This window comes from Acinetobacter sp. CIP 53.82, assembly GCF_000369465.1.
Classification (GTDB): domain Bacteria; phylum Pseudomonadota; class Gammaproteobacteria; order Pseudomonadales; family Moraxellaceae; genus Acinetobacter; species Acinetobacter indicus.
Map to the genome: position 1 here is coordinate 161,983 of NZ_KB850045.1, position 16,727 is coordinate 178,709.

Annotated in this window: 19 protein-coding genes and 4 tRNA genes; 5 read left to right on the plus strand and 18 right to left on the minus strand. The window is 46.9% G+C overall.

What is annotated here, in order from left to right; translation table 11 throughout:
* The first annotated feature begins 139 nt into the window (after positions 1–139).
* Entirely contained in the window at positions 140–346 is a 207-nt protein-coding gene (locus F905_RS01210) for a PA3496 family putative envelope integrity protein (protein ID WP_005176134.1), read from the plus strand.
* Positions 347–415: 69 nt separating this feature from the next.
* On the plus strand, positions 416–940 hold the full coding sequence (locus F905_RS01215) for a YecA/YgfB family protein (RefSeq protein ID WP_005176137.1): 525 nt from the start codon (positions 416–418) through the stop codon (positions 938–940).
* Positions 941–1,000: 60 nt separating this feature from the next.
* Here the strand turns inward: F905_RS01215 and F905_RS01220 are convergent, their stop codons facing one another.
* The 5 genes from F905_RS01220 to F905_RS01240 all read right to left on the minus strand — a co-directional run bounded on the left by F905_RS01220 (position 1,001) and on the right by F905_RS01240 (position 4,435).
* Positions 1,001–1,561: a glycine zipper domain-containing protein gene (locus F905_RS01220; protein ID WP_005176140.1), complete on the minus strand. Its 561-nt coding sequence runs from the start codon at positions 1,559–1,561 to the stop codon at positions 1,001–1,003.
* A gap of 293 nt (positions 1,562–1,854) precedes the next feature.
* Positions 1,855–2,262: an ABZJ_00895 family protein gene (locus tag F905_RS01225; RefSeq protein WP_005176141.1), complete on the minus strand. Its 408-nt coding sequence runs from the start codon at positions 2,260–2,262 to the stop codon at positions 1,855–1,857.
* Between the two features lie 39 nt (positions 2,263–2,301).
* Complete coding sequence (locus F905_RS01230; RefSeq protein ID WP_005176142.1) at positions 2,302–2,916, minus strand: DedA family protein; 615 nt, start codon at positions 2,914–2,916, stop codon at positions 2,302–2,304.
* 74 nt (positions 2,917–2,990) lie between these two features.
* Positions 2,991–3,293 carry a hypothetical protein gene (locus tag F905_RS01235; protein ID WP_005176151.1) on the minus strand — a complete coding sequence of 101 codons (303 nt, stop codon included), beginning with the start codon at positions 3,291–3,293 and terminating at the stop codon, positions 2,991–2,993.
* 209 nt (positions 3,294–3,502) lie between these two features.
* Complete coding sequence (locus F905_RS01240) at positions 3,503–4,435, minus strand: oxygen-dependent tRNA uridine(34) hydroxylase TrhO (protein WP_005176153.1); 933 nt, start codon at positions 4,433–4,435, stop codon at positions 3,503–3,505.
* Between the two features lie 199 nt (positions 4,436–4,634).
* Here F905_RS01240 and F905_RS01245 point away from each other — a divergent pair, with 199 nt between their 5' ends.
* Positions 4,635–5,126, plus strand: coding sequence for a DUF1289 domain-containing protein (locus F905_RS01245; protein ID WP_034597397.1), 492 nt, complete (start codon positions 4,635–4,637; stop codon positions 5,124–5,126).
* A gap of 49 nt (positions 5,127–5,175) precedes the next feature.
* A complete protein-coding gene (locus F905_RS01250; RefSeq protein WP_171065068.1) occupies positions 5,176–5,793 on the plus strand; it encodes a LysE family translocator in 618 nt (205 codons plus the stop codon).
* 74 nt (positions 5,794–5,867) lie between these two features.
* Here the strand turns inward: F905_RS01250 and panD are convergent, their stop codons facing one another.
* The 11 genes from panD to F905_RS01305 form a co-directional block, all read right to left on the minus strand.
* On the minus strand, positions 5,868–6,248 hold the full coding sequence (gene panD / locus F905_RS01255; RefSeq protein WP_005176160.1) for an aspartate 1-decarboxylase: 381 nt from the start codon (positions 6,246–6,248) through the stop codon (positions 5,868–5,870).
* A 134-nt stretch (positions 6,249–6,382) separates the two neighbouring features.
* Positions 6,383–6,967 (minus strand): aminoacyl-tRNA hydrolase, encoded by a 585-nt coding sequence (gene pth, locus F905_RS01260; protein ID WP_005176163.1) that lies wholly within the window; start codon positions 6,965–6,967, stop codon positions 6,383–6,385.
* 19 nt (positions 6,968–6,986) lie between these two features.
* Positions 6,987–7,283, minus strand: coding sequence for a 50S ribosomal protein L25 (gene rplY, locus F905_RS01265; RefSeq protein ID WP_005176167.1), 297 nt, complete (start codon positions 7,281–7,283; stop codon positions 6,987–6,989).
* Positions 7,284–7,382: 99 nt separating this feature from the next.
* Positions 7,383–8,336 carry a ribose-phosphate pyrophosphokinase gene (locus F905_RS01270; RefSeq protein ID WP_005176171.1) on the minus strand — a complete coding sequence of 318 codons (954 nt, stop codon included), beginning with the start codon at positions 8,334–8,336 and terminating at the stop codon, positions 7,383–7,385.
* A gap of 36 nt (positions 8,337–8,372) precedes the next feature.
* Positions 8,373–8,447: transfer RNA gene (locus F905_RS01275), tRNA-Gln, on the minus strand.
* A 91-nt stretch (positions 8,448–8,538) separates the two neighbouring features.
* A tRNA-Gln gene (locus F905_RS01280) sits at positions 8,539–8,613 on the minus strand.
* Between the two features lie 19 nt (positions 8,614–8,632).
* Positions 8,633–8,707, minus strand: a tRNA-Gln gene (locus tag F905_RS01285).
* A 28-nt stretch (positions 8,708–8,735) separates the two neighbouring features.
* Positions 8,736–8,810: transfer RNA gene (locus F905_RS01290), tRNA-Gln, on the minus strand.
* Positions 8,809–9,639 (minus strand): 4-(cytidine 5'-diphospho)-2-C-methyl-D-erythritol kinase, encoded by an 831-nt coding sequence (ispE, locus tag F905_RS01295; protein ID WP_005176175.1) that lies wholly within the window; start codon positions 9,637–9,639, stop codon positions 8,809–8,811. The genes F905_RS01290 and ispE overlap by 2 nt, the downstream gene beginning before the upstream one ends.
* A gap of 12 nt (positions 9,640–9,651) precedes the next feature.
* Entirely contained in the window at positions 9,652–10,230 is a 579-nt protein-coding gene (gene lolB / locus F905_RS01300; RefSeq protein ID WP_005176177.1) for a lipoprotein insertase outer membrane protein LolB, read from the minus strand.
* A gap of 5 nt (positions 10,231–10,235) precedes the next feature.
* Complete coding sequence (locus F905_RS01305) at positions 10,236–11,948, minus strand: tetratricopeptide repeat protein (protein ID WP_034597591.1); 1,713 nt, start codon at positions 11,946–11,948, stop codon at positions 10,236–10,238.
* A gap of 78 nt (positions 11,949–12,026) precedes the next feature.
* Between F905_RS01305 and hemA the strand changes: the two genes are divergently transcribed.
* The gene (hemA, locus tag F905_RS01310; protein ID WP_005176183.1) at positions 12,027–13,310 is read left to right on the plus strand and encodes a glutamyl-tRNA reductase; all 1,284 of its coding nucleotides are present in this window, start codon (positions 12,027–12,029) and stop codon (positions 13,308–13,310) included.
* A gap of 36 nt (positions 13,311–13,346) precedes the next feature.
* Here hemA and F905_RS01315 read toward each other — a convergent pair whose 3' ends face one another.
* Positions 13,347–15,245: a DNA primase gene (locus F905_RS01315; RefSeq protein ID WP_005176186.1), complete on the minus strand. Its 1,899-nt coding sequence runs from the start codon at positions 15,243–15,245 to the stop codon at positions 13,347–13,349.
* Positions 15,246–15,705: 460 nt separating this feature from the next.
* On the minus strand, positions 15,706–16,689 hold the full coding sequence (locus F905_RS01320; RefSeq protein ID WP_005176190.1) for an outer membrane protein assembly factor BamD: 984 nt from the start codon (positions 16,687–16,689) through the stop codon (positions 15,706–15,708).
* Positions 16,690–16,727: the final 38 nt, after the last annotated feature.

Here is a 16,727-nt window from a genome sequence, read left to right on the forward strand (position 1 = left end):
ATACACAAATTTTAGCGCGAAATACAAGCCAAAAATAGTCGGGAAAAACAAAAAATATAAATAAAACTTGACAACTTTTTCAAAGGCAGATAAATAGCGGCTAAACCCATTCACATTTTTTCATTCTGAGGTAGTTTTAGTGTCTTCAACAGATTTTGAACTAGATGATAACTACGGTGATGATGATGTCAGCTTCGATGAAGCGGCAGGTAAAATCAGTGCGAAAGAATCGTTAGAAAAACGTCGCCTGATTGATGATCTGCTGGCACAGCGTCGACTGGAGCGTGATCTCAAGGATTTTGATTATGACTTCGACGAAGATGATTTTGACGACGAAGATGACTGAAATTTGGGTTCAGTAAAGTCTTCGGAAAATGCTATGCTATACCTTGTATAGACGATTTTTGGATTTAAGATGAGTGCTTTAGATTTAGACCTGTTGAGTGAATATCTAGATGGTGACCAGAACGAATACGGTCTAGATTTTGCTGCCACTCATGGTTTTTTGTGTGCCATTGCAGTCGGCCCGCAATTTGACCAATGGCTGGATGAACTGTTTGAAGGCAACCAGAAAAAAGTGCCGGCAGAAATCGTAGCGCAGGTGAAAACCTGGCTCGAATCCATTCGTCAAAACCTGGCCAATGAAGAAGGCATTGAATTTCCATTCGAAATTGAAGAAGCAGATGTAGAATCAAGTTTGGGCGACTGGAGTGTGGGCTTTGTGGATGCCATGTTCCTGAATGAAGAAGCCTGGTTCACGCCAGAATTTGAAGAACAGCTGGTAGATCTGACTTTACCAATCATGGTGTTTAGCGGCATTGATGAAGAAGACCCGCAAATGGAAAGCTTCCGTCGTAATGGTCAGTTAATGGATGAGCTGGCGGAAGAAATTCCGGACAACCTTAATGAACTGTATTTGATGTATCACACTCCAAACTGATGCAAACCGAATAAATAAAAAAACACCTCCTCGGAGGTGTTTTTTTATAGCCGGATTACATTAGCGGGTCATACGGTTCCAGGCATCACGCACCGCATGTTTGGCATCTTCCCAGGCCAAACGGGTATCGCCCTTGGTGGACTCCCATTCGCTGCGTAAATCGGGTTCTACATCTTCAAAGCGTGTACCCGGTTCATAGCGTGAGCGCTGGGCATAACCGACCCGATAGGCGGCCTGATAATCGCGCTCATAGCTTAAGTCCGGATGTGTGTTTTGCAGGCTGGTATAGTAAGGCTGGCTCTGGCTGTGTTCACGCCAGTAAATATCTTCATCACCTTCGGTCGGGTTTTCGGCTTCTGCAGCGGTTTTACCAACCAGACCGCCCACCACGGCACCAATGGTACCTCCGACCACTGCGCCAATTGGGCCGGTGGTAGCCCCGACTGCGGCACCTGTGGCTGCACCGCCGACCGCACCGACACTGGTACCCACCGGATGGGTGCCGGTTTCACCGGTTTTCGGGTTGGCATTCAGCTGTTGCTGCTGCTGTTTTGGCAGCTGTTTGACCTGTTCGCGTTTTTGTTCCTGCTGGCGCTGGGTTTCTATTTCTGGATTCGTCATGTCTGCATCCTCTTGGGTCTGATGATGATCTAAGTAAAATGAATCAAAAAATTAAGATCAAGCGGATCTCTTGAGTTTTAACTTAGATCAGACAGCACCTAGCGCGGGCAGGAGAATTGCAGCTTTCACGTTAAGATAAATAACTTATGTCGGTTTCTGGTGACGAAAAGCAGGACTTACTTACATACGGTTAAATTTTCCGTGCAGATGCGCTGTCTGGAAGCCACCCATCTGCACGAAAGAATTTACTTCAGGATAATTTAATTTAACAGTGTCTGAAAATTGACTAACTATTATTGTTTGGCGCAATAAGCGGCATACCAGACATAGGCGGCATAAAATACCGCACCATGGATGGCCACCATACACAGCATCAACACTGCCATGAGGGCCAGTCCCATTTTCTCAGCCGATTGAATAATCTGCTCTGCATAGGGGTTCATCAGCACCATAAAAAAGATAAACAGGCTGCCAATAATGATGGCCACGGTACTGCTGCCCCAAATCAGCTGAATTCTTTCATCTGAGGTCGGTAGGCGTTTTTCACGTTTTACAAAATGTTTGGCATTGATCAGCGCGACCACCACCAGTGTTGGAAAAAGGGTTAATACCCCAAGATTTAAACCATAAACCAGAACCATGGTCAGCAGGACCAGCGCAATGCTGTAGACCGCAGCCAAATGCAGCAAATAGTGTTTCATTGAATCCCCAAGTTTGGCCTATAGGCAGGCCAATGCACATCACGAAGCGCGTTTACGCATATACCTACGGTATAGAATCCAGCCGATAATCGCAATCACAATTGCAATAATGACATAGCCGACCTGGCTAAAAATTTTCTGCATCAGCGCCTGATTTTCGCCAAAATAAAACCCGACCGCAGCCAGAAAAGTGGTCCAGATGATGGTGCCGAGGCTGCTGTAGAACATGAATTTCCAGAAGGGCATCCGGCTCATGCCGGCGGGAATACTAATTAAAGAGCGTACCGCCGGAATCATGCGTCCGGCAAAGACAATGCGATGCCCATACTGCTCGAACCAGTCCAGTGATTTTTTGACATCGGCCGATTTTAGGAACAGGTATTTTCCGTAGCGATCGACAAAGCGGAAAATCGCATCATGTTCGAATTTATAGCCGACCCAGTACAGCAAGGCCGCGGCCAGTAGCGAACCGAAACAGCCGGCAACCACGACCCCAACAAATAGTAATTCACCTTGTGAGGCCGAATAACCAGCAGAAGGCATAATAATTTCGGAAGGAATAGGGGGGAATACGTTGTCCAGAAACATAAGTAGGGCAATACCGAAGTAGCCCAGCTGTTCCATAATGGAAATAATCCATTCGGTCAGGTTCATAAAGTCAAGAAGGCCTAAAAATTAGACCTTCATGCTAAAGAGGATTGGTTTTTCAGTAAAGAGCTGAAACGTAACTAAAAATCTTCCTCAGCGGTATGCGACAGGGTGTGCACATAGACTTTTCGAAGCCCATACGCCACCAGCAGCGGCAAGACAGCGACAATCAGATAACCACTCCAGATATTGGAAAGGTGATAGGCAATAAACATTGCCAGAATCGCGCCGAGCACGGTGCCAAACCCCACAATAAACAAGTGTGAACGCTGTTCAAGCTGCTGTTTCAGGTGGTGCAATTGCAGATCTTGCTGCTGATGCGCTCGTTGCAGTAAGGCAGTACGGAATTGGTGTTTATAGCGTGTTGTTATCGTTCTTTGCATAAGTCAATCCTTGTCCATGGGTGAGAATCTGTACGTCAAAATAAAACTGCATTGTTTTTGTTGTGATGTGGAGTTTAGCCTAAGCATGACTGGCTTCTGTTAGTACCAGAGGGTGCTTTGGTATTGAATTGATTCTGGTATGTGAACAGACGTAAAAAAAGCCCTATAAATAGGGCTTTTTGTAAAATTATTTGTACTGGTTTACATTATTACAGACGTTTGCGTTTTGCTGCTGCAATTTGAGATTGACGCATACGGAAGCCGGCTTTCTGCTTTTCTGTGGTTTTATCAATACAGTATTTGCAAGATACACCGTGTTCATAGCTTGGTTCTGCCACTTCTTCTGGTAGTAAAGGCCAGCCGCAGGCATGACACTTGGTATTTTGACCTTCTTCCACACCATGCGTAACCGCAGTACGACCATCAAATACGAAACATTCACCTTCCCACAGGCTTTCTTCTGCCGGGGTTTCTTCGAGGTATTTCAAAATACCGCCTTTCAGATGATAAACTTCCTGGAAGCCTTCTTGTAACAATAACGAAGTGGATTTTTCACAGCGAATCCCACCAGTACAGAACATGGCAATTTTCTTGTCTTTGTGCTGTTCCAGTTCTTTTTTCACATAGTCTGGAAATTCACGGAAGGTTTCAGTTTGTGGATCAATCGCGCCTTTAAAAGTCCCGGCTTTATATTCATAGTCATTGCGGGTATCAATTAAAATCACGTCATCGCGTGCAATCAGTTCGTTCCATTCTTTCGGGTCCAGATAATGGCCGACCAGATCACGTGGTTTGACCTCTACACCCAAAGTCACAATTTCTTTTTTCAGCTTGATTTTCATTTTACGGAAAGGCTTGTCGGCGCTGTGCGACTCTTTATATTCCATCGCGCTAAAGCCTTCGTTTAAAAGAAACTGATGTACCTGATCAATGGCTTCGCGGTCGCCCGCCACCGTACCATTAATCCCTTCACCCGCCACAATGAGAGTACCGCACAGGTTGATGCTATTTACCAAGTCTAAAAGACGTTGTTGTAGATCCGCAGGATCTTGAACTTCTTTGAATTGATAAAGTGCGGCAACAACCCAACCAGAGGTCGCTTGCTGTTCTACAGGTGCAAGCTGTTCTACAGTAGCGTTCATGGAGTACTCCAATGTGATATAAAAAATTTGAGGGGCATATTTTAGCGTGAAAGTGCCCAGATAGCGAGAAATCCAGAACAGAAATATGGTTTTAAATCTGCGATAGAGTCGGCTATGATGCCTATCCTCGCCTATGATTTTACCAAAAGTAATACGGCCGCATTCAGGCCGGCATTACTGCGCTTTTCTGGAGTATATTTTGAGTACGGATCGTCGAATCGCCTCATTGACCCCGTGTGCAGGCCGCTGCTCTACGGTATTTGGTGATTCAGTGTGTCGTGGTTGTCGTCGTTTTAATCATGAAGTGATACGCTGGAATGGCTATACCTCCGAACAGCAAACGGCTGTCTGGCAGCGTCTGGATGCCCAGCTGGACCAGATTCTGGTGCCGATGTTGCCATTTGCCCGCTTGCCGCAGGTAGAGCATTTTGTCCTGTCAAAGCGGGTGCGTTTACGTCCTGATGCCAGCGCAGGCCGCAAGTTATATCATGCGCTCAAATTATGTGAAAAAAACAAGCATCTGGCCGATGACAGTGGTCTTGGTATTCAGGCCGCGCAGGTTAAACCACTGTGGCAGGAATTTGAGCGCCGGGTACTGGCACTGGCGACTGCGAGTTATGACCTGGCATTTTTACGTGCCGATGGCATTAGCCAGCATTTATTAAAAGTCAGTCTGGAAGAGGATGACTAGTTTTTCATCCTAAGGTTTAAGCAAGAGTAGCGCAGGAGTACCACAGATGATCAATATGGCTGAATATCTGTTGTACTGTCTGGCGGTGGTGATCATGATTGCCACCCCAGGCCCGGTGATGATGCTGGTGATTGGTGCCGGACTCAAAGGTGGTTACCGGCGGGCGTTTCAGACCATTGTCGGGACTAATTTAGCTTCTTTGCTGTTAATTGCCTGCTCGGTGCTGATTTTAAAAGGCATCTTCAATATTCAGGCCTTCTGGCTGGATTTAATTAAGCTGCTAGGCTGTGTCTATATTGCCTATTTGGGGGTGGACATTCTCAAGGAAAGCCGGGCAGCGGCCGGACCGAAACAGGAGACGGCCAGCGCTGTAGGCGGATTTCGGCAGGGTTTTCTGGTCGGGATTTCCAATCCGAAAGATATTCTGTTTTTTAGTGCCTTTTTCCCGCAATTTATTCAGGTTACCAATCATTTTAATGATAGTCTAATCTTGCTGACCGCCAGCTGGATTGTACTGGATTTTCTGACTTTGTCTTTGTTGTATTTGGGTTTTTACCGTTTAACGCTGTCACGCGGTTATCGGCCGGTACTGGCGCTGTGTGGTGCTCTTTTAATTCTGATTGCGCTGTATGGACTAATCAGCACAGCAGGGCAGTATCTGTTTTAAGTAACCCATGACTTATATTTCTGCCATAAAAAAGCCCGCAATGTGCGGGCTTTTTCGTAGGATGATCTTAGGTCTTAAGCGACTTGTACCGGAATACAGTTGGCGGTGTGGCTCACGGTGTTGTCCGGGTTGGCATATACCAGACGTGGTTTATGCGCATTGGCTTCTACTTCAGTGAAATCACCGAAAGTCGCAATAATGATGATATCGCCGACATCTGCCTGATGTGCTGCGCCACCATTGACTGAAATGATGCCTGAATTGTCTTCACCACGAATCGCATAAGTGGTAAAGCGTTTGCCGTTGGTCACGTTCCAGACGTGAATTTCTTCGTATTCGCGAATGCCAGCTAAATCCATAAGTTTGCCATCAATTGCACATGAACCTTCATAATGAAGTTCCGCATGTGTCACGAAAGCACGGTGAATTTTGCATTTTAATAAACGAGATAGCATGGCTAGCGTCTCCTTAGTGGACCTAAGATCTTTATCTTATGGTTGAATCAATCACTGCGACCGAATCAGCCGACGAGCGCATTTTGCGCCCAATTTTGCCAGATGGCAAGCAGGATTGTTCAACAATTATTAGGTTATTCGTTGGGTTTATAGGCATTAATCTGGTTCATGGCTTGCTGAATCTCGCCATTGACCAGTAATTTCATGCGAGACAGCGCGTGACTGAGGGCATCGTCCATCAAGCTTTGTTCCTGGCTTGGGGCTTTGCTGAGCACATGACCGGAAACACGTTCTTTAGACCCCGGATGACCAATACCAATGCGTAAACGGTGGAAATTTGGACCGGTGTGTGGAACGATGTCACGTAAACCATTATGACCACCATGACCGCCGCCAGTTTTCAGGCGAATAATCCCCGGATTCATATCCAGTTCATCATGGGCAATCAGCATGGCTTCAGGTGCGATTTGATAGAATTTGGCGAAGGGCACAACACTTTGACCGGAACGGTTCATAAAGGTTGTTGGTAATAGCAGACGAACGTCCTGACCTTCAATATTACCGCGACCGCTGATGCCTTTGAATTTCGGATCAGCTTTTAAAGAGATGCCATATTGATCTGCAAGGCGTTCAACAAACCAGAAGCCTGCATTATGGCGGGTTTGGGCATACTCAGCACCTGGGTTGCCCAAACCAACAATCAGTGAAATATTTGACACTAATTTACACCATTAACACTTATGCGCGTTTGAAGTCAGCGTGCATTGGTGTGTTTTTAGCAGGGTGACGTTGTAACGCTTGGATTTTCACGTTTTCAACTTTGTCGCCTACTTTGATTTCTACAACTTCTTCAAAGAAAGCATTGCTTTCTAAAGCTTTTACAAGCTCACGAAGTTCTAAAGTCACTGCTACTGGCTCAGCGTCGCCACCATAAATGATAGCTGGAACTTGAGCAGCGTGACGAAGGCGGCGGCTCGCACCTTTCCCTTGGTTAGCTGCTTCACGCGCTTGAGCGTTTAATACGAAGTTTGCCATGATAGACATCCTATTTCAGGTTAAATAAACCAGACCTGCGACCGATCTGGTGATAGAAAGCCCTGCATAAAGCAGGGCTTTTGAAAATTTAGCGCACTATTATAGATAAGAATCGAACATTGCGCTAATAGATTCTTCGTTGTTAATACGACGAATTGTTTCAGCAACCATGCTTGCGACTGAAACCTGACGAATCTTGCCAAGGTTTTGAGCTTCTTCTGATAATGGAATGGTGTCAGTAACAACCAGTTCATCAATCACAGAATTCTTTAAGTTCTCAATCGCTTTACCAGACAGCACCGGGTGAGTAGCATAAGCAACCACTTTACGCGCACCAAAAGTTTTGAGTGCATCTGCTGCTTTACACAGGGTACCTGCGGTATCGACCATGTCATCCACGATGACGCAGTCACGATCTTTCACATCACCAATCAAATGCATCACTTGTGATTCATTGGCTTTTTGACGACGTTTATCAATGATCGCAAGGTCGATATCCCCCATTTGCTTGGCAACAGCACGGGCACGTACGACACCACCCACGTCAGGTGAAACCACCATCAGGTTGTCGTGTGACTGCTGGCGTAAGTCAGCAAGCAGCGCTGGCGTACCGTAAATGTTGTCTACAGGAATATCGAAGAAACCTTGAATCTGGTCAGCGTGCAGGTCAATCATCACCACGCGGTCAATACCGACAGTGGTCAACATATCTGCAACCACTTTTGCAGTAATTGGCACACGGCTTGAACGAGGACGACGATCTTGACGGGCATAACCGAAATAAGGAATCACGGCAGTGATACGGCCAGCACTTGCACGACGCAATGCATCTGCCATCACCAGGATTTCCATCAGGTTATCATTGGTTGGGGCACAAGTAGGCTGAACGATGAAAACGTCTTTACCACGTACATTCTCGGTAATTTCTACAGCAATTTCACCGTCAGAAAATTGACCGACTGAGGCAGCACCTAAAGGAATGTGAAGATGGCTTACGACTTTTTGGGCGAATTGTGGATGCGCAGTTCCACTAAAAACGACAAGATTGGGCATGAAGCACCCTTGGCGGTTGGAATGTATGGAAATAGATGGCAGGGGTAGCTGGATTCGAACCAACGAATGGCGGGATCAAAACCCGCTGCCTTACCACTTGGCGATACCCCTAATGCGGCAGAACTTTAATATTTTTGCTGGTCGATGTCAAGGTAAATTAACAGCAGAACAGCAAACCAATGCTCTGTCTTTTTCGAGAAAATGGCAGGGGTAGCTGGATTCGAACCAACGAATGGCGGGATCAAAACCCGCTGCCTTACCACTTGGCGATACCCCTAAATTTGATGACTGTAAGATGGCAGGGGTAGCTGGATTCGAACCAACGGATGGCGGGATCAAAACCCGCTGCCTTACCACTTGGCGATACCCCTAATATACAGTACATCTACAGGTGAAAAATGGCAGGGGTAGCTGGATTCGAACCAACGGATGGCGGGATCAAAACCCGCTGCCTTACCACTTGGCGATACCCCTATTCAACTTTGAAATGAATTAATGGTGATTCGGCTAAACTGTGGACCAGGTAAGCTTTACATGGTGCCTGAGCCAGAATCTCATCAATCTTCATTTCTGAAGTCACTTCAATAAAAACACAGGCACCTGTACCTGTAAGCTTGGCAACTCCGAACTGATCCAGATATTGCATGGCTTCATCGACTTCAGGATATAAGGCTCTGGCCAGTGGCTCAAAGTTGTTTCCGAAATCAGATGGCTTCAACTGATAGGCGCAAAATTTAGATGGCTTCGTATCTCTTGTCAACGTTTTTTGTGAAAAAAGCAGTTGAGTGCTGATAAAACAGTCAGGTTTTAGCACTATGTACTGTTTTTGTTCTAAGTCTATGAATGTTAAGTGTTCACCAATACCTTCTGCCCAGGCATTGCGGCCATGGACAAAAATCGGCACATCGGCGCCCAGTTGCACCCCTAAATCGGCCAGCTGCTCAGAATTGAGTCCACATTGCCACAGTTGGTTCAGCACAATGAGGGTGGTGGCGGCATTGGATGAGCCACCACCAAGTCCGGCACCCATAGGAATCTGTTTGTCCAGCCGGATTTTTAAACCGGTCGGCGCTTGGGCAAAAGGTTTTAAGATCTGCGCCGCCCGATAAATCAGGTTCTGTTCCAGATCGACTGAATTTAAACCGTCGATCTGAATCTCGGCTGTATCCAATGGCTCAAATTCAAGCCAGTCGTAGAGATCGATCAGCTGGAAAATGCTTTGCAGTTCATGATAGCCATTTTCACGGCGGCCAGTAATATGCAAAAACAGGTTCAGTTTGGCAGGTGAGGGAACACGAATCATGACAGCACAAAATTAACGGTTTTGGATCACCATTGTAATACGGTTCTCCTGACCGGATTCAAATGTTTGCTTTAAAATTAAACGGTTTGGCAAACGCGCCTGTTCGTTATAGTTTAAATCAACGGTCCAGCCATCTTCTAGAAACTGGGTTGGACGACGCTGGCTATCGTAAGCGACTTTGGCCTGTGTAGTGGCCGGACGTGCCTGCACCCAGTCAATGATATGACTGATTGGCGCTTGCCAGCCGGTGGCCCGCTGCAGCAGTTCTTCGGCTGTTGCTGCCTGAATAGTGCCGGTTTTGGCGCTATTCAGTGTGACTTGTCCCGGCTGGCCGGATATCTGTGTTTTACCGACGCCTAAAATGCCGCTTAGTTCAATATCAAACTGTTCCTGCTGTTGCAGCCAGTTAAAAAAGGCGCTGCCTGACTGCTGTGGTGTGCGTACCCCGATTTTTCCTTGCAGATGAAACTGATTTTCTGCCTCAACCATTGGGCTTGCGGGTGTTTGCGGTTGGGTGAACTGCTGACAACCACCCAGCACCAGGGTGCTGACCGTGACAAGACTAAGACTGAGTTTGGAAATAAGTTGCATGCGTATTAACTCTGAGGGCTGTGTTGCGGTAACAATAACGAATGAAGCTGTTCTAATTGCGGATCATTTGGATATTTTTGTTGGAGTTGTTGTAAAACTTGACTAAATTTTGTCAAATTGCCCTGCATATACAGCGCCTTGGCATAACGGACCCCAATTTTGACTGTTGCACTTAAGGCAAAAGCCTTTTCCAGCACCTGGGCAGAGGTGTCAAAATCATTTTGCAGATAGCTGATCAGGCCTAAAGTATCCAGAATTGAGGCCTGTTCCGGGGCGAATTCCAGTGCCTGTTCCACATACTGGCGTGCTTCATCCAGCCGGCGGTTTTGCAGCGCTAGGGTATAGGCATAGGCATTTAAATAAGTCGGACTGTTCGGCTCGACCTGTAACAGCTTTTTCAGTAAACGATCCAGTTTGTCTTTGTCCTGATAAGGGTCTAGCAGCAACACTTCTGAATACAGCAGTTCCGGATCATCGGGTAAATTGCGGATGGCTTCATCCAGCAGTCTTAAGGCGGCAGTCTTGTTGTTCATGCGCTTTAGAATTTCCGCCTGAGCCTGATATAAAAAACTGGCATGCTGCGGATAATTGACCCGTTCCTGGGTTAAAAAGCGTAAGGCTTCATGCTGGCGGCTTTGCTGGCTATAAATATTGATCATGCTGCGCCGCGAAACGGTATACAGGCTGCCATCGACCAGACGGTAATAGGCTTTGGCGGTTTCAAAATGCTGTTTACGCTCGGCATTGACCGCCAGATAGTAATAGGCTTCATTTTGATACTGGTTGGAATAACGCAACTCGACCAGATATTTCTCGGCCTTTTCATACTGCTTCAAGTCAATACTGGTCAGACCAGCCAGAAACAGGGCTTCATCTTCCTTTGGCCATTTTTCCAGCATCGCTTCCAGTTTGGTCAGGGCCAATTCCGGCTGATTGGTTTTTAACAGATATTTGGCTTCAGCCAGACGTACTTCCAGATTGTTTTTATGTTTGCGGCTGGATTTGGCATACCATTCCTGGGCAGCTTTCGAGTCTTGCAGCGCACTTAGCAGGCTGGCTTTGAGCAGGATATAACCGGTCACTTTCGGACGTTTGCGTAGCACCCGGTTGACCGTTTCCAGCGCTTCTTCTAACTGGCCATTCTGGGCTTTTAAACCGGCAATCAGAATCAGAATTGAGGGATTATCTTTTTCTTTGCTGGTGCGTAGTGCCTGAATCAGAAACTCACGATCTTCTGGCGACTCCGGGGCAATACCGGCCAGAATCTGTTCTAAATCGGCAGTGGCATCAATGGCCAGAATCTTGTCCAGGGTTTCAGCGGCCAGGTCATATTCATGCGCTTTCAGGGCAATATGCGCCAGATAAAACAGGGCTGGAACATCTTCCGGTTCCTGAATCACCCAGTGGGTGGCAATGTCCAAAGCTGCATTTAAGTCATTGTGTTCCAGTGCAATATTCAGTGCGCGCTGTTTAATACTGGTTGAATTACTTTTAATTGCCAGTACAGTATAGTTATGTAAGGCGGTGGCCACGTCATTTGAGGCGAGGGAAAATTCCGCCACCATGCTTTGTTTTATGGCATTCAGATTTGTAGGTGCATGGAAAAAATCTCCAGATGCTCTAATATGAGCACTAGAAGCCATGCTACCCACGAGTAAGATTGTGGTAGAATATTGCTTAATTGTCGCGCCGCTAAGCCGGCTGGTTGTTTGACGCAATTTTTCTTGATCCAAGTAATGCTTTTTATGACACCGTTATTGCACAATAGCATAAATTTAGCGAAATGATGATCTGATATGTCTTTCTTTGCATTGGGTGTCAACCATCAAACCGCCTCTGTAGAATTGCGTGAGCAAATTGCTTTTAACCCTGAAAAGTTAACTCAATTACTTGCCGAACAAAGCCAGAGCCACCTGTTAAATGACATGGTGGTGGTTTCTACATGTAACCGAACTGAAGTGTACGCCATGTCTGACCATGCAGACACGGTGCTGGGCTGGCTCGCCCAGGTAAATGGTCTGGATGTCAAACAACTACAAAATCACGTTTATCGCTATGAAAATGCGCAGGCTGTCACCCACTTAATGCGCGTTGCCAGCGGCCTCGATTCCCTAATGCTCGGTGAACCGCAAATTCTGGGGCAGGTCAAATCGGCCTTATCTTTGGCCAAAGATGCCCACACGGTTTCGCAAGATTTAAACCATATTTTTGAATACGCCTTTTATGCGGCCAAACGGGTGCGTTCTGAAACGGCAGTCGGCAGTCATGCGGTGTCCATGGGCTATGCAGTAGCACAGTTGGCGCTACAGGTGTTTAGCCATCCGGACAAGCTGACCGTGCTGGTGATGGCGGCAGGTGAAATGAACAGTCTGGTGGCCAAGCATCTGGCGGAAATGGGCGTGGCCAAGGTCATGATCTGCAACCGCACCCGTGCCCGTGCTGAAAATCTGGCCCAGGAAATTGCCCATCGGGTAGAAGTTGAAATTATTGAATTTGAACAGCTGGCAGAACATTTGCATCGCGCCGATGTGATCTCCAGCTGTACCGGCAGCCTGCATCAGGTGATTGGCTATAAAGAAGTCAAAGCCGCGCTGAAAAAGCGTCGTTACCAGCAGATGTTGCTGGTCGATCTGGCTGTTCCGCGTGATATCGACCCGAAAGTCGAATCACTAGATGGTGTGTATTTATACGGTGTCGATGACCTGCAAAGCGTGATTGATGAGAATCTGGCACAGCGTCGTCAGGCCGCGGTAGAAGCCGAGGTGATGGTGAATCAGTTGGCGACCGAACTGGTAACCCAGCAAAAGGTCAAAAGTGCCGGCAGTACCATTCAGGCTTATCGTGAGCAGGGTGAAACGTTACGTCAGGAAGAACTGCAACTGGCGATGGCGCGAATTGCCAAAGGTGAAAATGCGGCACAGGTGTTACAGGAATTTTCTTACCGTTTGACCCAGAAATTGCTGCATCCCACCTCGATTGTGCTGCGTCAGGCGGCCAAAGCCGAAGATCCGGAATACTTTGAAATGCTGCAAAGCGAACTGCAGCAGGTCAGTGCCAAACGGCGTAAATCTAAACGCTAAGCCATCGTGATGGTTCAGCGTGGTGTTTAACGCCGCTTATTCTTCAAGTAAAGTCAGGGAACGTTTTTTATCAATCTGATAAATCTGATGTTTCAGATTACGCATTTCTTCAATACTGCTAAATTTCTTCGAGCGGATTTTTTGCTGCAAGAAGTGGTATTGCAGTTTAATGGAAAAATCTTCGGCCAGCTTGTCAGCTTTCTCTGGCGAAGTGGTGTAATCGCCGACATTGGCTTGCTGTAAAATGCGCTGTAATTCGTAGTGATAAGCCGCACAGGCGCCTAGCACATAGTATTTGGCCAGTTCTGGGTCATCCGGTAATTCATCAAAAATTCCGTTAAAGATTTGCAGGATTTTGGCCAGTAACTGATCGGCCGGAATCAGTGCGCGTAACGGTTCAAAATGAATATATAAATACGGATGGTTGATCAGAATCGCCACCACATATTCTTCGGCATCAACCTTGGTGCTAAAGCTGAGTGAGGCATCATTATTGGTATGTGGCTGCCATTTGCGGTTAAAGCCGAGTTTTTCCCGGAAAAACTGTTGCAGCAGATAACGGTAAGAGCCGGTTTTCGGTAACAGTTCAGTCAGCTGTTTTAACTCGCCCATCACCTGACTTTTGCCTTCGGGCTTGCTGATATCATGGTTTTGACTTAAATGCGCAAACACAAAATCAGACAGTAGCGGCGCCTGATCGAGCAGGCGGCGGAAATTTTCAATGCCTTCACGGCGGATCAGCGAGTCTGGGTCATGATCATCCGGCAGCACAAAAAACTTCAGTTCACGGCCATCATTCAGCAGGGGCAGGGCAATTTCCAGCGTACGTCGTGCTGCTTTCTGACCTGCGGCATCACCATCAAAGGCAATGGTAATGCGTGAGTTCTGCTTAAACAGAATATTCAGGTGTTCGGTATTACTGGCAGTCCCCAGCGTTGCCACGGCGCCATAAATGCCATATTGCTGCAGCGCAATCACATCCATATAGCCTTCCACCATCAGCCAGTCCTGGGCTTTCTGCTTGCGGCCTTCGTATAGGCCATACAGCAGCTGGTTTTTATGGAAGACTTCCGAATCGGGCGAGTTGATATATTTCGGCTTGATCTCGTCATTGAGCGCACGGCCACCAAAACCGACCACACGCCCTTTGTGATCACGGATCGGGAAAATCACCCGGTCACGTAGCAGGTCAAAATCACGGCCGGAATCGCTGGTACGAATTAGCCCCAGCAGTTTTAAACCTTCAATATCTTGTGGAAAGGCTTTTTCCAGATGCTGCCAGTCTTCCGGTGCATAGCCCAAACGCCAGAACTGGATGGTCTGTGCGCTTAAACCGCGCTGGCGAAAATATTGCTGTGCCGACTGGCTGTGCGGTAACTGCTGTTCATAAAACTGCGCCACATTTTCCAGCAGATCAAACAGGTTGCCTTCCTGCACCGGCTCCTGATCAAAATCCGGATATTGTTCAAAACCGGCAAAGGGATCATCTGCTGGCTGGAACTGCTCAAAAGGATCAAAATGTGCAGCAGGGACTTGATCAGTTTCGGTCGGTGTGGGTGTTGCTGGCGCGGGTGCAGTTTTGGCCGGTGGCGCCGGTTTTTTGGCCTCGCGTTTATAGACCAGTTTTTTGCTGTCCTGATTGTCTTTTGGCAGCTCGATACCGGTCTGACTGGCCAGATCTTTGATGACATCGACAAAGTTACGGCTGTCGATATCCATTAAAAAGCGAATTGCATTGCCGTTGGCCTGACAGCCAAAGCAGTGATAATACTGTTTGTCGCGATAAACGTGGAAAGACGGGGTTTTTTCCTGATGAAATGGACAACAGCCCGAATAGGTCCGCCCGGTTTTTTTCAGTTTCACGCGCTGACCAATCAGATCGACAATGTCGGTCCGATCCAGAATCTGATCAATCGTGTGTTGAGGAATAGCCATACTGTTTTTATCGGGTCGGTTAAGCGGTAGGTCGAACAGATCGACAGGGTATAGAGATTACAGTGTATTGTTTCCTTTCTATCCGGTTTTGCGTGTTCAGGCAAGTGGCCAAGATAAAAGGGCAAGTATAGTAACGTATGCTTTATATTTTGCAAAATTGAAAAACAGGTTAAAAGCTCTATCCTTACTCGCTATTTTTCAAAGCTGTACTTATGTTAGGACAATAAAAGGAAGAGACAAATTTTATTTTAAGTGTGTTGGGCCTCTATTTTCATTCGGCCTGTTAAGGGCTTTGTATGGAGAATTTCCTACTTTGGAAAGACCCAAAGTAGGCAAAAGTCTTTGTTCCCCATACACAACATCCTTGTTGTGATGGGGAACGTGTGGCATCCCTGCCACATCCGCGTATCCAATGGAATGTTTAAATCAAATTTAAGACAGTCATGGATGTTAATTATGTTTACTCGGCCGCTTCACTGTTTTCCTGTTTTTCAGGACGGTCCAGCAAACCAAAACTTAAACGGTTGGTCCAGCTACGTGGTTCTTCCTGCTGGTTGGCCAGTTTTTGCTGCTGTTCGGTGGTGGCCTGTGCTTCACGACCAAAAATACCCAAAGTCGCACGGTTTAGCCAGCTACCTTCATTCCGTGCAGCACGCAGGTTTACAGAGCCATCGGCTTTAACCAGATTTGGATAGTTCAGTTTTAACAGGTCAATATACTGTTGTGCAGTGGCACGGTCACCCAGTTGGGTATAACCATAGGCTGCGGTGGCAATTGCTTCCGGAATCTGTGGGGTTTGCGGATAATGTTCGATTACCCAGAGTGAACGTTCCACCGCGGCGACCCAGGCCTTACGTTTAATATTAAAACGTGCCGCATTCATTTCCGCTTCTGCCAGCTCTTGCCCGATAAACTGCATACGTTGTGCAGCATCCACAGCATAGGTGCTTGATGGATAACGGCGAATGAAATCGACAAAGTTCTGATAAGCCACTTTTAAATAGCTGACATCACGATGCGCCTGTTTTAACGAGGTATAACGGATTAAACCATCATAGTTCTGTTCCATATTGGCCACGCCGCGCACATAGTAGGCATAGTCAGCATTTGGATGCTGCGGGTTCATCCGGATAAAACGGTCGGCCAGCGCGACTGCACCTTCATAATCTTTTTGCTGGAATTTTGCATACAGCAGCTCAAGTTGTGCCTGCTGGGCATATTCACCGGTAGGATAATAGGTTTCTAATGCTTCAAGATGCTGGATAGCATCGGTATATTGCCCGCGTTCCAGTGCTCGTTCTGCTTTTTGAATATAAACTTGTTCGCTAGATTGCGGACCTGTATCGACCACTTCTTTTTTTGGATTACTGCTACAGCCCACGATTGCAGATGCAACGCCAAGTGAAAGAGCTAGCATGGTAATTTTATAACGTGGTAGCGACATAAAAATTCCTCTGTTATTACGGGCAATGAGCTACAATT

What these genes read in the sequence shown, in the direction of transcription:
- ispE (WP_005176175.1), bottom strand. Translation starts at nt 9,639, where the DNA reads ATGATTCGTGTTCCCTCACCTGCCAAACTGAACCTGTTTTTGCATATT.
- F905_RS01220 (WP_005176140.1), bottom strand. Translation starts at nt 1,561, where the DNA reads ATGACGAATCCAGAAATAGAAACCCAGCGCCAGCAGGAACAAAAACGC.
- F905_RS01215 (WP_005176137.1), top strand. Translation starts at nt 416, where the DNA reads ATGAGTGCTTTAGATTTAGACCTGTTGAGTGAATATCTAGATGGTGAC.
- F905_RS01235 (WP_005176151.1), bottom strand. Translation starts at nt 3,293, where the DNA reads ATGCAAAGAACGATAACAACACGCTATAAACACCAATTCCGTACTGCC.
- lolB (WP_005176177.1), bottom strand. Translation starts at nt 10,230, where the DNA reads ATGCAACTTATTTCCAAACTCAGTCTTAGTCTTGTCACGGTCAGCACC.
- F905_RS01225 (WP_005176141.1), bottom strand. Translation starts at nt 2,262, where the DNA reads ATGAAACACTATTTGCTGCATTTGGCTGCGGTCTACAGCATTGCGCTG.
- rplY (WP_005176167.1), bottom strand. Translation starts at nt 7,283, where the DNA reads ATGGCAAACTTCGTATTAAACGCTCAAGCGCGTGAAGCAGCTAACCAA.
- hemA (WP_005176183.1), top strand. Translation starts at nt 12,027, where the DNA reads ATGTCTTTCTTTGCATTGGGTGTCAACCATCAAACCGCCTCTGTAGAA.
- F905_RS01320 (WP_005176190.1), bottom strand. Translation starts at nt 16,689, where the DNA reads ATGTCGCTACCACGTTATAAAATTACCATGCTAGCTCTTTCACTTGGC.
- F905_RS01230 (WP_005176142.1), bottom strand. Translation starts at nt 2,916, where the DNA reads ATGAACCTGACCGAATGGATTATTTCCATTATGGAACAGCTGGGCTAC.
- F905_RS01315 (WP_005176186.1), bottom strand. Translation starts at nt 15,245, where the DNA reads ATGGCTATTCCTCAACACACGATTGATCAGATTCTGGATCGGACCGAC.
- panD (WP_005176160.1), bottom strand. Translation starts at nt 6,248, where the DNA reads ATGCTATCTCGTTTATTAAAATGCAAAATTCACCGTGCTTTCGTGACA.
- F905_RS01240 (WP_005176153.1), bottom strand. Translation starts at nt 4,435, where the DNA reads ATGAACGCTACTGTAGAACAGCTTGCACCTGTAGAACAGCAAGCGACC.
- F905_RS01270 (WP_005176171.1), bottom strand. Translation starts at nt 8,336, where the DNA reads ATGCCCAATCTTGTCGTTTTTAGTGGAACTGCGCATCCACAATTCGCC.